Below are 16,257 nucleotides of genomic sequence, written 5' to 3' on the forward strand. Positions count from 1 at the left end.
GTTTCCATAGTTTTTTATAGAGGGAGTTCGCGAACCTCTCCCGCGCATTGCACGGAATTCCTTCTTTCATTGACAAAGCTTATTGTAACATATTGTATACTACCAGAAAAAATTTCTGATTTTTCCGCTATTTATCATTTCATTTCTTTCATTTTATAGTATGATTAATTTAATATGAGAAGAGAGGAGGCATCCCACTGAAATCCTTTATTATTTATCTCTTTTTAAATATATTATTCATCCTTGTTACAATGCTCGTATACCATTTATTTTGGAATCAAAAAGGGAAACGCTCTCCTAAATTAAATTCAGCTATATTTATTGTATTATGTTGCCTCGTTACTATACTATGTATCACTTTCGCAGCAAAAACAGATTATGGATTTCAATTTGATATGCGTCATATCGTATTAGTTGTCGGTACATTAACCGGAGGTCCTATTGCCGGTGGATCAATATTAGTGGTATTAAATATATACCGCTTCTTATTAGGAGGAATAGGTGTTTTCCCATCGCTTATCGGTTCTATCCTTCTATTTATTGTTCTACTATTTACATACAAATTTTTCAATCGAACTTCTAATCGTATAAAAATAATACTTGCTATTATCTACAGTCTCACATACGGATTTAGTTGGATACCTTTCTTCCTTTCAAAGGTTACAAATAAGGCTGATTATATACCACATATTATTGTATATGAGTTATGTACGATACTTGGTACCATCCTTATTTTATATTTATTACACATATTACAAACTCAAGTTCGTCTACAAAACGAACTTATGAATGCTGAAAAATTTCATTTAATTGGTGAAATGGCAGCATCCATCTCTCATGAAATTCGCAACCCATTAACTTCAACGAAAGGATTTTTACAACTTTTGCAGTCAGATACCTGCACTGAGCAAGAGCGAAAATTATATATTGACATAGCCATCAACGGAATCGAACAAGCAAATCACGTTCTTACAGATTATTTAACCTTTGCAAAACCAAGTATTGAAAAAGAACAAAGATTACAGTTAGAAGACGAACTATTACATGCATTATCGCTAATTACACCGCTTGCTAATTTAGCAAATGTGCGTACTCATTATATAAAGCAAAGTACTTCTTTTTTTATCGCGGGAGAAAAACAAAAACTAAATCAATGCTTGTTAAATATTTTAAAAAACTGCATTGAGGCCATGCCAAAAGGCGGTGATCTTTATTTCACATTAGTTCCTGATCATAAGCATATTCAATTATATATAAAAGATACAGGAGTTGGCATGGATCAAGAACAAGTAAAACGCCTTGGATCCCCTTTCTACTCAACAAAAGACAAAGGTACTGGTCTTGGAATGATGGTCGTATTCAGCGTTGTGCAAGCTATGAATGGAAAAATTGATATTATAAGTGAAAAAGGGACTGGTACAACCTTCTTATTAACTTTTCCACTCATACAAAAAACGTGATGAGTATTTCATCACGTTTTTTCTGTTCCTTCAACTAATTCAGCAAAAGCTTTCACTTTTCCATGTGGTTTTTGATTTTCTTTACGTGCTTTCCACGCGCGCTCTTCTTCTTTCTTTTTCTTGGACATACTTTTCAACTCCTTCTTTTCTTTCTCCATGTAGTATTCCAAAATAAGAAAGAAAACTATGCACGTATCAAAAAAGAAGTGGTCTCCCACTTCCTTCTAATTATCGTTGCAAAATTGCGTGTTTCGCCTCTTTTAACTGCGTAAGATGTCTTTGTTCATGCAAATCAAGAAATTGAACCCACTGATACAAATTCAAATCATTAAAAATAGGATGCTTTAATCCATTTTCAAATAGATCTTTTTCATCTATCACACTATGAAGCGCGTGTAATAGTTCTTGTCGTGAATGTTCTAGCAATTGAATTCCTTGCTGTTTTTTCATTAACGTTTCTGTTGGTTGCATTTGCTGAGGTGCTTCTCGTTTATATGTGCGATCAAGCGTAAGTTGGAGGTCTTTAAATGGAGTCGTGTTTCTTTCATTTTTTTGTAAAGCATATACAAGGGCAGACGTAACTGATTGTTCAACTAAATGCAAGTGATGCAAAATTTGAATAATACTCCATTTATCACGGCGTGGCTTTACATTCACTTCTGTATCATTTAACATTTCAATTTCTGATAATAGCGTGCTTCGAGTAGACTGTAATGAGTTCACCAAACTTTCTAAACTCACATCCATATTAGATTGAAGCATACTTCTTTCCCCCCTTTTTGTTGGTGAAAAGAGGTGCTCCTTATTAGAAACACCTCTTTAGTATTCTGAATTTTCTTTTATTATCTCATCATTTTCTCGTTATGTCGATGTTAAACATGTGAAAAAAAGCGCATGTTTTTTACAATTTTGTGTCGTCAATCGCATGTAGCCACGCTTCAATTTCTGTAATGACACTTTTCACACAGCCTTCAGCAAATGGTGATGTTAAATTTGCAACTTCTACTAATTCCAAGAATGATTTACTTCCACCTTGTTGGCACAGATTTACATAATCTCCCCACGCCTCTTGTCTATTATCTCTTGCACGTTTCCAAAATTGCAGTGCGCAAATTTGTGCTAATGTGTAGTCGATATAGTAGAACGGCGAGCTATAAATATGTCCTTGACGGTGCCAGAATCCACCGCGCTCTAAATAATCGTTATCTTCATAATCACGATGTGGTAAATACTTTTTCTCTATATTACGCCATGCTGTCTTACGCTCTTCTGGTGATGCTTCTGGATTTTCATATACATAATGTTGATATTCGTCAACAGATACACCATACGGTAAAAATAGAAGTGCAGAACTTAAGTGAGAGAAATAATATTTATCTGCATCTTCTTCAAAGAATGACTTCATCCATGGCCATGTAAAGAATTCCATACTCATAGAATGAATTTCACATGCTTCATACGTTGGCCAATTGTATTCTGGAATTTCAAACTTACGGCTTTCATATACTTGGAAAGCATGACCAGCTTCATGTGTTAATACATCAATGTCGCCAGATGTTCCGTTGAAGTTTGAGAAAATAAATGGCGCTTTATAATTCTCAATATATGTACAATATCCGCCACCAGCTTTTCCTTTTTTCGCAACTAAATCTAATAAATCATTATCTAGCATGAAATTGAAAAATTCGTCCGTTTCAGCCGATAACTCTTTATACATCGTTTTCCCATGATTAACAATCCAATCCGCATCTCCTTTTGGAGTTGGATTACCAGTAGCAAACTCAAAGTTTTCATCGTAATACGCTAATTTCTCTACACCGATACGTGCTTGTTGTCGTTTTCTTAATTCCGTTGTAACCGGAACGATATAATCAAGTACTTGCTGACGATAATTCGCCACCATTTCCGCATTATAATCTGTACGATACATTCTTGCATATCCAAGTTCAACAAAGTTTTTGAAACCTAAAGATTTGGCGATTTTCGTTCTCACTTTAACAAGCTCGTCATAAATACGATCTAACTCTTCCTCATTCTCAGCTAAAAATCCGTAATATGCTTCACTTGCTACTTTACGTTCACTTCTTTCTTTCCCTTGCATAAATGGAATAAGCTGTGATAACGTTCTTTCTTCTCCTGCAAAGTCAATTTTTGCAGATGCTAATAACTGCGTATACTGTGAAGACAATTTATTCTCTAATTGTAAATCTTTCACGACTTCATCAGAATATGTTTTCAAATCACACTCCGCTAAAGCAAATAATTGCTTTCCATAATACGCTTCTAATTCTTCGCGGAATGGAGAATGGATTAACGCATTATAATACTTTGTACCATATCCTTGTACAACTGGAGAGAATTCATCAAAGAAATCTTGCTCTTCCTTATAAAAAGCATCTGTCGTATCAACAGAATGACGAATGTAACAAAGATTCCCCATTGTACCAAAATCGTTGCGAATCTCGTTAATTGAATGAATAACTTGTTTTTGTTCTTCTACCGTTTTTGCGTTATCAAACTTCTCTAAAGCAACAGTAAACTTCTCTTTCAATTCTTCAATATTTGGCCGTTTATATTCATAGTCTTTAAATGACATGAACGAGCCTCCTCTCCATTATATGCATCCTTACTATAATTCAATGCTTACTTACAAATCTCCTCTTATTTCTTCAGCAAAATACGGCAAATGCTGTCATAATTACATGTATACAAAAAGCCTTGGATTTCTTTATCCAAAGCCCCTTTGGAACATACTATTATTTTTCATATTTTCCAATCTTTTTTAATAGATCAAGTAATTCATCCTTTTCCTCTTTCGTTAACATTTCAAAAGACTGATGTATAACTTGCTCATGCCCTGGAAAAATAGAAGCAATAAAGTTCTCTCCAGACTCAGTTAATTGTGCATAAATAACACGTCTATCATTCGGGCACGGAATTCTCTTTACTAATCCCTTTTTCTCTAGCTTATCTACAACATATGTAATGCTGCCACTAGCGATCAAAATACGCTCACCAATTTGCTGAAGTGGTTGACCGCCTTTATGATATAGCAGTTCTAATACAGCAAATTCAGTTGGATTTAACCCGTTACTTTGTATAGATTTATTTGTAGTATCCATAACAGAACGATGTACACGAGATAATGCAATAAATACTTTTAGAGATTGAGAAATATCTTCTCGTTCATTATTTGATGTCATACAACTTTCAACCCTTCACTTAAATTCTCAGTAATAAAAAGAAAAAACAGCTTAGTACTTCATGTAAATTCCGAATGAGTATTCACTCATTCATTTCCTCTCCCCAAATATATTATGAATGATTCTTGAATAAAAACATGACAATTTTAACATAGTTTATATATAATGATAATAAAAAAGAAGGAGTACCAAATTTGAAAGTCAAATTCCACAGCATAGTTTTATATATATTGCTTGTTATCCTACCAACGATAGGGATTGGTGCTACATTTTATTCATATCATTCGTATAAAATGAAACAGGAAAACAAACGAGTTGCCCATACGGTTCTCTTTTTATATAGAGACTATTTAGATCACCACCTTGGCGAAGCAATTTCTGCATTAGAAATGCTCTCAAAGGTCGTAGGAACCGAGACCGGAAATATAAATGGAGTTAAAGAAATTGTACATGATACAGATGGCAACGATGCACGTTTTTCTGGTTTATATTATGCTACACCAGAAGGTATCATTACAATCGCATCGGAAGGCGACCGACCACCTGTTGATGTCTCAGATCGTAAATATATTCAAAACGCATTACAAACTAAGAAAACAACTGTATCATCCGTCATTACAGATCGTGTTCTTGGCCATCAAGCTATTATGATTGCTTCTCCCATTTTCAATAAACAGAAGGAGCTCTCAGGCTTATTGTTAGCAAGTTTACGCTTTGACTACATTTCATCATCTTTAAATGCCATTAAGCCACAATATCATTTTGAAATAACTGATAAGTATGATGTAATATTTCTAACCGATGACAATAACGAAACAAGTGATGCGCATTCTAATATGCTTACTACTCCACTCCAAAGATTAGATTGGAAGGTCTCTGTTTCTCCATTGCCTATCCATCAAAAAACTTTATACCAGTGGGTTTCGATAGAGTGTATAGCTACTTTATTTTTAATGTCTATTTTATTTTTACTTGTTCAATATATGTTGTTAAAACGTCAAACAAAACTGGAAAGACAACAAAATGAACTACAAAAAATTGAATTAGTTGGAACTTTTGCAGCTAGTACAGCCCACGAAATCCGTAATCCTCTTACCGGGATTAAAGGGCTCGTCGCTCTATTAAAAGAGAAATATAAAGATGAACAAGACCAGTTCTATTTTTCCGTCATCGAACAAGAAATAGAACGGATTAATGAAATTGTAAGCGAATTTCTTATTCTTGGAAAGCCAACAGCTATCATTGAACAAACATATGATGTGAGAACCATTCTAAATGAGGTAGCGTTAATTATTAAATCTGAGGCGAATCTACATAACATTGTATTCCATTTACATTTGCCAGACCATCCTGTTCATATCCGTTGCTCAAAAGACCATATGAAACAAGTGGTTTTAAACATTACAAAAAATGCAATTGAAGCCATGACTTCTGGTGACACACTAACTATTTTCGTAACAAACAATGAAACACACGCACAATTGCAAATTATAGATACTGGAAAAGGGATTCCAAAACATATTCAAAAACACCTCTTTCATCCGTTCTTTACTAATAAAGATACTGGAACAGGTCTTGGACTTGTCATATGTAAACGAATTGTAGAGATGTACAATGGGCATATTTTTATTGACAGTATAGAAAACGAAGGAACGACAGTTCATATCGAAATTCCGTTACACACATAGTATAATTATCCTTATCCCAAAAGGGTAATTATACTTATTTCATAAAACCAGCCACAAGCATTCGCCAAAAATTACTCGATTTCCCTTCATACCCAATTTGAAAAATAGGTACCTTTATAATTGATAACCATTTTGGTGTTTGTTTTTCTTTGTAACACTGGTACTGTAAAATAAGCTTGTCCAATTCTTGACTAACTTGAATTGTCTCCATACTATTCAACCCACTCGTTAAACCTAATTGAATCATCTCTTCACGTTTCATATGAATATCACGTGAAAGCTTTTCTAATGTGTACTTCCTTTTTACAGTAAACATCCATATCCCCCTTATTATACTTCCATGCTCTCAACTTCACTTCTCCATCGGCCTTTTAACTACTTAATCACATTTGAATTTGAAGAATCAGAAAATTTAACATTTTCTCCCTGTAATTTACAAATCTTTACCCTCACTTTGAGAATTATTACAAATTATTCTATCTTTGTAAATACATTCGCAATAATAGACATTTTTTTCATCTTCTTTTTTTACAAATACCAATTAAATAGCGGATTCTCTATTTTCCATATACTTTTCTTCGACATTTTTTGTTTAATTTATATAAAAACGCAAACTATAATGATGATTGATAATATAGAAAGGAAATATTTATATGCGCAAATATACGATTGCATTGCTTATGTTTACTATGTTCTTACCATCCTTCTTGTTTCCTGTTCAAGCAAAGGCACATACAAACAAAGTAGCTATTGTCATCGATGACTTCGGCAATAATATGAAAGGGACTGATAAAATGTTATCACTTCCTATTCCACTTACTGTTGCCGTTATGCCTTTTCTCCCTTCCACAAAGGAAGATGCGATAGCAGCTCATAAGAAAGGGCACGAAGTTATTATACATATGCCAATGGAACCCATTAAAGGAAAAAAAGAATGGCTTGGACCAAAAGCAATTACAACTGATTTAAGTGACGAAGAAATAAATAACCGACTCGAACAAGCGATTCAAGAAGTACCGCATGCAATTGGCATGAACAATCATATGGGATCAAAAGTGACCGCGGATGAAAGAATTGTACGACTTATACTTGCAGCTTGTAAAAAACACGGTTTATTTTATTTAGATAGCAAAACAAATCCTAAGAGTGTTGTCCCAAAAATCGGGAAAGAATTAGGAGTGCCGATTATTGAAAATCAATTATTTTTTGATGATGTGTATACAGCGGCACATATTTCAAAACAAGCCCAATTACTCATCAAAAAACTTCAAGAAAAACCGATTATGGTAGTTATTGGACATGTTGGGCCGCCAGGTGAAATTACATCTCATGTTATAGAAACTTCTATTCCTAAAATTCGCGAACATGCAGATTTTATTTTTTTATCTGATTTAGCGTTATCTCCGCCTCTTGTTTCAAAATAAAATTCATTACTCAAACTAAGAAAGGGAACAATCTGCATATAGCAAATTGCTCCCTTTCCTTTTCACCTTAAATATAATCTACATGACTAACCCTGAATCCTTTTTTCTCTATTTTTTCGATTAATTGCTTTAATCTTTTTTCATTTAATTCATCTGTTATATTTACGATAATGCGGCGAATATATTGATCGCCGTTATCTAGCGTAAATAGTCCACCGATATTAAATGTTTTCAACAATGTCCCAAGTTCTTTAATCGTTCCCTTACAATCTTGTGTTGCAATTGTTAATATATAACCACCCGTCCGCATACCGAATGAATCTTCAATAACATCAAATATATTGGAATGCGTTAAGATACCGACAAATTCATTATAGTCATTTAGCACAGCTAAAAATGGAAGACGACGAATAACATAAAATGCTCTGAAAAAAGAATCCTTTTCAAAAATAAATGCAGAGGTATCTTCCAGCATATGTTCCGTACTTAATTTCTCTAATCCGCTATTACACTTCTTTTCTAAAAGATCTACTTTATAAATAAGCCCCATGAATTTCTTTTCATCTTCTGCTAATACAGGGATTGCTCGAAATCCCGTTTCATTCATAATTTGCAAAGCCTCTTCACCTGAATCGTTCATTTTGCAAAATGTTACTTGCTGTTTTGGCAGAAAATGATATTTAACTCGCAAAATATGTTCCTCCTTACATGTCAACATGTAATCTATATATAATAAGGAGACCTATATTTTATGAGTAAATTTATTTTTAAAACGCTTTCATTTATTTATTGACTTGTAACAACATCACAAACATTTTATATAACAGAGCTCTTTGCACCTTTTATCATTAACAACTTTACATGGTAATTCATTAAATATTCTATACCCTCTAGCCATTTTTTTGTTTCTTCTGGAGTTTTCCCCCACACGATCATGCCATAATTATGAACAAGAACTACTCCTCCACCTTCAACGAAATTCGGCACTTTATTTTCTAATAAATCAGCGAATTTTTTCTCATCTTCTACAATAGGAATTGTCATTTCTGTTATACCTTCTTTTCCAAAAACACGTTCCACGCTACGTTTATCGAATGTTACTTCCCCTTCTTCTCCATATAACTCTGATATTAAATGACTATCTACAGTCTGCACTTGTAAAATACATTCTGCACTACTTTTTTTATAAATATCCGCATGCATAAATGATTCCGCAGCTGGTTTTTCTTCATTTTCAAATACTGGCTCACACATACAATTGACAACAATAAAATCTTCTTCTGAAAATAACCCTTTATCTCTTCCCTCAACGTTTACTAAAAAAGTTAACGGCTCTTTTGACGTACAGAGTGATAAACTAATTTTTGTACCATAAAACCAATCACGAAGTGCCAATTCAGACTTCACATCTTTTAATTCATTCCATTTTTTTAGAAAAAATAACATTTCGTCACCCCCGGCGTAATATTTATATAATGTTCAAATCCTTTCTATGTAAAAGGATTATTTTTTGATTATTCTAAAAATTTAATTGAATTATCACATGAGAATGCCTTTTTGTCAATATAGTTTCACAGCTCTTCTTTAAAATGGGCCATTCATATGTCTATACTCTTGTCTATTGCCTATTTCATTTTATACATAAAAAATACGTTATTCTTTTTAAATCAAAGAATAACGTATTTTCTCATCTTTTATTTCGTTATTGCGTTATATAAAAACTGTGCATATTGTTCACGTGTTACGAAATCATCACCTAAAAAGTTTCCTTTTCCATCACCTTTTGATATATTATTATCCGCTAACGTTTTCACATAACCTTCTGCCCAATGACCAGTTGGTACATCTTTAAAGTTCACTTTATTATTTCCATCTTCTTTTAACTGAAATACTTTATGCAATACTACAGACATTTCGTATCGAGTTAATACTCCCTCTGGACGAAACTCCCCAGTACCATCTCCTTGCATAATGCCAGCTTGCGCAACTGTAGCAATATCTTGCTCAAACATATGCCCTTTCGTATCTGTAAATCTCTCGTTCTGATCTACTTTATTTTCTAATTTCAAGTACCTTTGTACTAAAGACGCAACTTGTCCACGAGTAATACTATCCCCAAATCCAAATTGTCCATTTCCATATCCCTTGAAAATATTTTCTTTCGCTAAATAATGAATTGCTTCTTCTGACCAATGTCCTTTTGGTACATCTTTAAATTCTACTACTTCTACTTTTTCATCTTCTTTAGAAGTGTTGTCACCTTTACTTTCTACTACATTTTGAATTACAGATCCTGTAAAGAAGATTCCTGTATCCGCAAATGGATCTTTCACTCCAAACTCATATACTTTCTCACCTGGTGTACTCCACTTAACTGCATCGTTACTATATGTCCCGCCTTCGCTCTTTAAACGAATTTTTGTAGAGATTTTACCATCTTTTTCGTATACAGGTACTTTCACTTCTTTATTTACTTCTGTATCCTCTAAAAATACTTTTTGATTTTGAACATTAATATAAGCTTTCTTACTTAGTTCTATTACTGGTCTAACATCACGGATTTCATTTGCAACAAAACTTAAATATACTAGCTTATTCAACTTACTAACTGGCGATAAGTCTGAAATATAATTTGCTTCTAAATCAAGTTTTTGTAAGTTTACTAGACTTGATAATGGAGTAATATCTTTTAATTCATTGTTAGGTAAATCTAATTCTGTAAGTTGAGTCATTTTAGTAAGTGGTGTCACATCTTCTATTTGATTTTTCCCAATAAATAATTTACTTAATTGATTCATTTGATCAATACCCGATAAATCTTTAACTTTATTACGTGTTAATACTAAGTCTTTTAAAGGTAATGAATATAACGGTTTAATATCTTCAATTTGATTACCAGCTAAAGTTAAGTATGTTACATTTTTTAACGCGCTTAATGGAGCAACATTAGTAATTTTATTATTTGCTAAATTCAAGTAATCTAGTTGTTCCATTTTCGCTAATGCTGTTACATCTTCTATTTGGTTGCCCGATAGATATAAACTTTTTACATTTTTCATTTCAACTAATGGTGCAACGTTTGTAATTTTATTATTACTTAAATCAAGAGATTCTAAATTATTCATCTTAACAAGTGGCGTTACATCTGAAAATTCATTACCACGCAAAGCTAAATGATTTAATTGCTTTAAGTTCGCAAAGAACGACGGATCTGTTATCTTCGCATTCGCAACTGTTAAAGATTTTAAATTCGGCATATATTTTAATGCACTATAATCAAGAATCTCATTCGTATTTAAAAACAAATCCTTTACTTGTAATAACTCTTCTTTCGTAATCGGTGTATTTAAATCTTTTCTATTAAATACTTTTTTATTAACAAGTTCTCTTAATTTGTTATCTGTTATCATATTTTGACTATCAACTGGATGATCCGTTTCCGTATTGCCTGAATTAGAGTTATCATCTGGTTTCTCTGTTTCTTTGTCACCTACAGTTGGATCTTTAATTTCAAATTGAACTTGATATTTGTGATCATATCCGATGGCCGGAATAAGTATATGCATTTGCATATTATGTTTCTTCTCAAATTCGCCAATTTCAAATTGGACTACTTTCGTTCCATTTTTCCTCTTATCTTCTGATAAAACTTTCACATCTTGAAATACACCAGGTTGGTTTTTATCCTCTATTCTAAGATATTGAAAATAATCGCTATCTTGTATTGTTACAGTAACAATTTTTTTCCCATCTTCAATTGCCACTTTAGGATTTTTTATGTACTGAGAAACCATAGATGGCTCATCTTTTTGATCCTTATATATTTTAATCTCAGTATCGTATGTACGTTCACTAGCTGCTGCCACCGACTGGTTTGCTTCAGCTTTTAGTGCTGCTAATGCTGGAGTAGAGTATGTAGCAAATGGAATTGCTAATGTTGTCGCTACTACTAGCGCCTTAATATAACTTTTTTTCAAAATAATATCCCCTATCATATATAATTTTTACAATTGATAATTCTTATCAATTACCTACAAATAAATGATAATGAATCTCATTATCATTGTCAATGGTAATATTACATTAAGTTTATATTTTCATAGATAAAAAATAAAAAGCCCTTTATTCACAGGGCTTTTTTTCCTATCGTATGCAGAATTTCACTTTTTTCTTTTTCATTAATAACACCGATTTTTTGCAAAATATTTGCATACAATACGAGTTTATTATATACCCGTTCTGACATACTTCCCCTTCTTTCCTTCGACCAACTTTTTTTGTATTGGTAAATTATATGAAAGAGATGAGAAAATGTGTCCACTTTTTTTGCATAAATACAAATCTTTTATCCCGCTATTTGCAGACAGTAAAACTCCCACCTCACAATCAGGTGGGAGTTCCATGTATTTAGCAAATTGTCCATTGAATATTATGCTTTTTGACTTCCTCTTCAAAACTATATGGCATTTTCTTATCACAAATTACATGTTGGATACGCGAAAACGCTGCTATTCGGTAATTTCCTTTTACCCCTACTTTTGTATGATCACATAAAATATATGTTTTCTCTGCTAATTTCATCATCGCTTCTGACAGTTTTGCCTTTTCTAATTCAAAACTAGAAACCCCAAAACCAGGTAACAATCCATCAATCGAAACGAATGCTTTATGAAAATGAAATTGCTGGATTACTTGCTGTGAAATAGACCCTGACACACGTGAATGCTTTGGAGATACTTTTCCGCCAATAAATAAAACTTCACCGTGAAACATTTTTTTATTAATAGAAGAAATTAATTGTGTCGCTACTGGAAATGAACTTGTTACAATCGTTAAATTTTTACGATGGACAAGATATGGCACCATTTGGAGTGGTGTACTTCCGTCATCAATCGCAATAACATCTCCATCTTCCACAAACGTTGCTGCTTTATACCCAATTCTCTTCTTCTCTTCTATATGCAGCATCTCTCGCTCTAACATTGGTGCCTCTATTCCAGCTCCCGGAAGTTGGACGGCTCCACCATACACTTTTTTCAACTTCTTTTCACGATCCAATTCTTCTAAATAACGGCGAATCGTCTCTGTTGATACAGCAAACTCTCTCGCTAACTCTGAAACTTTTACTTTCCCTTTAAATTCTACCTTCTCAAGAATGGTTCGCTTTCTTTCTTCACCTACTACAGACATAGCCTCACCCCATTGATTTCTACCTCATAAACTGCCTTACTTATACAAAGTTATAACTTTCTTTTTCAGTAAAAACTTCTTCATGAATATGAATACCACGTTTTTTTAGTTCATCAAAAATAATTTGTGGATTTACAAAAGCTTCCTCAGGTGTCACAACACCAGCTTGATTTACATTCCCATTTGCGATTAACTCTGTAGCAATCCCAAATGGAATACCAACGTTTCTCGTATAAGCTCTTAATTTTTCCCACCCTACAACAGTTCCATCAGATAACGGGTGGGTATGATATAATACGTGCCTTTGTTTCTCATTATTTTTCGTACCTATTACTTCTACATGAAGTGCGTAACCGTAAACTTCCGTTTCTTGTCCTTCTTTCGATTGCAATAAATACTTCGAGATACAATCCATAATGCCGATCGCTTCCCCATTTATTTCAACTTGATCATTACGCAATATACCATAATCATATAAAGCACGTACGAGCTGCATATTTTGCTTTGGCCAAGTTCCTCTCGTCTCTATCAGTTTGACGCCTTTATTTTCTAGTGCTTTCGCTAACGTAATCGTTTCAGAATGCGGGATTATATACTGCGTTGCCTTACCATAAGGCGCCGGTAATTCAATTTCTCTCGGACGCGCAAACGGAGGTACTTGCTTAAACTCACCATCTTCATACACTGTACGCGATGGTAAATGTGGATCATATTCATATGTCGTTGTTTCTGTAATGGATGCAGAAAAAGCAATTGGACGATACGAACCGTGACTGACACGAACTGACTCTACAGTATCAAGCTGATTTGCTGCATGCATTGCCATCATTTGCGTTACACCTGGCGTCATACCAAAACCAGGTAAACACGTTTTTCCATTTTGAACAAATATAGAATGTGAATCATTTTCTTCACCAAATCCATTCAAATTCACACCGTGACAACCTGCTTCTGCAATACATCGAGTAGACAAGCCATTTAACTTAATTGTCGTACCGTCCATTACAATGTCATAACCTTTCATTTTTGCAACCGTATCCTCGTGATTCGTTACGTCTACTTTCACAAAATCTACGCGAGGATCGTTGAGCCATTCTACTACTTTCAGGCCCTCTTCTTCATTAAAATCCGCTACTGTAATCGTCTCAAAAGATGAAAATTGTACTAAATCTAAAATTGCTTCACGACAAATTTTACCTGCTCCACCTAAGCAAAATACCTTCATCCTATAACACCCCCTTTAGCAATACTATTAACTAAGCGATTAATATCTGCCTCATGTACATCACCGATATTTCCAATGCGGAATGTATCTACTTTTGAAATTTTACCTGGATAAATAACAAATCCATCACGCTTTAATTCATTATATAATTGCTCAAAATCGAACCACTCTTCTGGATAAATAAAGGATGTGATAATAGGCGACTGATATTTTTCATCTACTAGTGGCTTAAATCCGATTTCTCTCATTCTATTCACTAATAGTTTTTGATTGTTATAATATCGATTGTAACGTGCCTCTACTCCGCCCTCTTTTTCTAATTCAAGTAGCGCTTGATAAAAAGCGTGTACAACATGTGTAGGTGACGTAAAACGCCATTTCCCATTTTGATTTTCCATCGTTTCCCACTGATCGTATAAATCTAGTGATAATGAACGTGCCTGTCCTTTACATTTCAACAATTCAGCGCGCTTTGCAATAACAAAGCCGAACCCAGGAACACCTTGAATACATTTATTTGCACTACTAATTAAAAAGTCAATTTGCAACTCATCGATATCTATTTCAATACCACCAAAACTACTCATTGCATCAACTAGTGTTACTTTTCCGTATTGCTTCCCTAATTTACATACATCTACAATTGGATTGATAATACCTGTTGTTGTTTCACAATGAACAACTGCAATATGTGTAATCTCTTTATCTCGTTGCAATATCTTTTCTACTTCTGCAATATTAGTAGGCTCCCACTCTTCTGTTTGACTGACCACCACATCTATATGTAACATCTCTGCCATTTGTACAATTCGTTTACCGTACGCACCATTTGTACAAACGAGCAGCTTACCATTTTTAGGAATGACAGAACCAATGACTGCTTCAACTGAAAACGTACCGCTTCCTTGCATTAAAACCGTTGTATATTTCTCTTCTTCCTTCGTTGCTAACGATACAAGTTTAGCTCTTACCTCTTGTACCATTGTGTTATATTCAGCATCCCACGTACACCAATCGTATAACATAACCTCTTTTACTGTTTTTGTTGTCGTTAATGGCCCTGGCGTTAATAATAAGTAGTGATTTTCAGTCATGATCCTATTCCCCTTTTATGAAATAATAAGTTCTTGTTTTTCGATATGTTCCATTACGCTTTCAAGTTCCTGCATCGTTTCCATCGTAAAGTGCGCCCCATTTTCAACGAAACGATTGCGAACTACTTCTATTTTTTCACGAAGTTCTAACGGATCCATATTCTCCACTTCCTCTTCCGTTAAGCCGAGCTCGCTACTGCCAAGAATTACACCAACTGTCCACATCCCAGCATTTCTTCCCTCTTTCATATCTGATACTGTGTCCCCAACTTTTATCATACGATTCATTGGATATACACCAAGTTCCATCGCATTTTTATAGCACATCCACGGATATGGACGACCGGCTGGAACATCATCTGGTGTTATAAGAAAATCAGGTTTATACCCTTGTAATTTTGCTTCTTTTGCAACAATGTCCATCATTTCTCTCGTATAACCAGTCGTTGAACCAACTTTAATTCCTCTTTCACGTAAAGAAGCAATCACTTCTATTACTCCATTAATTGGCGACGCATAGCGTGGTAAGATAGCGAAGAGAATCTCTTCAAATTCTTCATACATCTCATGAATGTCTGCTTCTGTTGGTAATTGTCCGAAAACACGATTCCACTCACTCGTAATACGAGGCATTTCTGTAAGTGCCCTTACATGATCTATTTTTAATAACCCCATTGGCTTACGAGCTTCTTCTGCTGTAATTTCAACACCGCGTTTATGGAAAATCTCCATAAATACTTCCAGTGGTGCAAAACATCCATAATCAACTGTCGTCCCTGCCCAATCAAAAATAACTGCTTCTATTTTCATTCAATCCATCACCCTTCTTATTTATCGCGCTATTCGCCGGGCAGTAAGACTTCCCCTCAAAATTCGGCTGGAGCAAAGAAGTTAAGTGGGAGTCGTGCTGCCCGTAAACGCCCGCTTGGTGCGGGCTAATAATCAGTGAGGAAGAACAAAACCCCCACTGATT

At 34.2% G+C, this 16,257-nt stretch carries 15 protein-coding genes and 1 riboswitch; of the genes, 3 read left to right on the forward strand and 12 right to left on the reverse strand.

What is annotated here, in order from left to right; translation table 11 throughout:
• Positions 1–44: riboswitch (PreQ1 riboswitch) on the reverse strand.
• A gap of 207 nt (positions 45–251) precedes the next feature.
• A complete protein-coding gene (kinB, locus tag ACTFOB_RS20000; RefSeq protein ID WP_151631177.1) occupies positions 252–1,460 on the forward strand; it encodes a sporulation sensor histidine kinase KinB in 1,209 nt (402 codons plus the stop codon).
• A gap of 11 nt (positions 1,461–1,471) precedes the next feature.
• Here kinB and ACTFOB_RS20005 read toward each other — a convergent pair whose 3' ends face one another.
• The 4 genes from ACTFOB_RS20005 to ACTFOB_RS20020 all read right to left on the reverse strand — a co-directional run bounded on the left by ACTFOB_RS20005 (position 1,472) and on the right by ACTFOB_RS20020 (position 4,663).
• Positions 1,472–1,588, reverse strand: a complete 117-nt coding sequence (locus ACTFOB_RS20005) for a DUF6254 family protein (protein WP_000038254.1) — start codon at positions 1,586–1,588, stop codon at positions 1,472–1,474.
• A gap of 100 nt (positions 1,589–1,688) precedes the next feature.
• A complete protein-coding gene (locus ACTFOB_RS20010) occupies positions 1,689–2,222 on the reverse strand; it encodes a DinB family protein (RefSeq protein ID WP_087979889.1) in 534 nt (177 codons plus the stop codon).
• 139 nt (positions 2,223–2,361) lie between these two features.
• Positions 2,362–4,056 (reverse strand): M3 family oligoendopeptidase, encoded by a 1,695-nt coding sequence (locus tag ACTFOB_RS20015; protein WP_440025321.1) that lies wholly within the window; start codon positions 4,054–4,056, stop codon positions 2,362–2,364.
• Positions 4,057–4,216: 160 nt separating this feature from the next.
• On the reverse strand, positions 4,217–4,663 hold the full coding sequence (locus tag ACTFOB_RS20020) for a MarR family winged helix-turn-helix transcriptional regulator (RefSeq protein ID WP_000203340.1): 447 nt from the start codon (positions 4,661–4,663) through the stop codon (positions 4,217–4,219).
• Between the two features lie 194 nt (positions 4,664–4,857).
• Between ACTFOB_RS20020 and ACTFOB_RS20025 the strand changes: the two genes are divergently transcribed.
• Entirely contained in the window at positions 4,858–6,351 is a 1,494-nt protein-coding gene (locus ACTFOB_RS20025; RefSeq protein WP_440025322.1) for a DUF3149 domain-containing protein, read from the forward strand.
• Positions 6,352–6,385: 34 nt separating this feature from the next.
• Here the strand turns inward: ACTFOB_RS20025 and ACTFOB_RS20030 are convergent, their stop codons facing one another.
• Positions 6,386–6,667 carry an aspartyl-phosphate phosphatase Spo0E family protein gene (locus ACTFOB_RS20030; RefSeq protein ID WP_000495532.1) on the reverse strand — a complete coding sequence of 94 codons (282 nt, stop codon included), beginning with the start codon at positions 6,665–6,667 and terminating at the stop codon, positions 6,386–6,388.
• A gap of 337 nt (positions 6,668–7,004) precedes the next feature.
• Here ACTFOB_RS20030 and ACTFOB_RS20035 point away from each other — a divergent pair, with 337 nt between their 5' ends.
• Entirely contained in the window at positions 7,005–7,775 is a 771-nt protein-coding gene (locus ACTFOB_RS20035; RefSeq protein WP_440025323.1) for a divergent polysaccharide deacetylase family protein, read from the forward strand.
• Between the two features lie 67 nt (positions 7,776–7,842).
• Here ACTFOB_RS20035 and cbpA read toward each other — a convergent pair whose 3' ends face one another.
• From cbpA to phnX, 7 genes are all read right to left on the reverse strand, one after another.
• Positions 7,843–8,466: a cyclic di-AMP binding protein CbpA gene (cbpA, locus tag ACTFOB_RS20040; RefSeq protein WP_151631181.1), complete on the reverse strand. Its 624-nt coding sequence runs from the start codon at positions 8,464–8,466 to the stop codon at positions 7,843–7,845.
• A gap of 125 nt (positions 8,467–8,591) precedes the next feature.
• Complete coding sequence (locus ACTFOB_RS20045; RefSeq protein ID WP_151631182.1) at positions 8,592–9,221, reverse strand: class II aldolase/adducin family protein; 630 nt, start codon at positions 9,219–9,221, stop codon at positions 8,592–8,594.
• Positions 9,222–9,469: 248 nt separating this feature from the next.
• Positions 9,470–11,752, reverse strand: coding sequence for an NEAT domain-containing leucine-rich repeat protein (locus ACTFOB_RS20050; RefSeq protein WP_440025325.1), 2,283 nt, complete (start codon positions 11,750–11,752; stop codon positions 9,470–9,472).
• A 430-nt stretch (positions 11,753–12,182) separates the two neighbouring features.
• Positions 12,183–12,965, reverse strand: a complete 783-nt coding sequence (locus ACTFOB_RS20055; RefSeq protein ID WP_000117661.1) for a DeoR/GlpR family DNA-binding transcription regulator — start codon at positions 12,963–12,965, stop codon at positions 12,183–12,185.
• 40 nt (positions 12,966–13,005) lie between these two features.
• A complete protein-coding gene (locus ACTFOB_RS20060; protein WP_440025326.1) occupies positions 13,006–14,190 on the reverse strand; it encodes a saccharopine dehydrogenase family protein in 1,185 nt (394 codons plus the stop codon).
• A complete protein-coding gene (gene phnW / locus ACTFOB_RS20065) occupies positions 14,187–15,284 on the reverse strand; it encodes a 2-aminoethylphosphonate--pyruvate transaminase (protein ID WP_440025328.1) in 1,098 nt (365 codons plus the stop codon). Before phnW ends, ACTFOB_RS20060 begins: the two co-directional genes overlap by 4 nt.
• 15 nt (positions 15,285–15,299) lie before the next feature.
• Entirely contained in the window at positions 15,300–16,094 is a 795-nt protein-coding gene (phnX, locus tag ACTFOB_RS20070) for a phosphonoacetaldehyde hydrolase (protein ID WP_440025329.1), read from the reverse strand.
• Positions 16,095–16,257: the final 163 nt, after the last annotated feature.

This window comes from Bacillus cereus group sp. MYBK79-1, assembly GCF_051915365.1.
Classification (GTDB): domain Bacteria; phylum Bacillota; class Bacilli; order Bacillales; family Bacillaceae_G; genus Bacillus_A.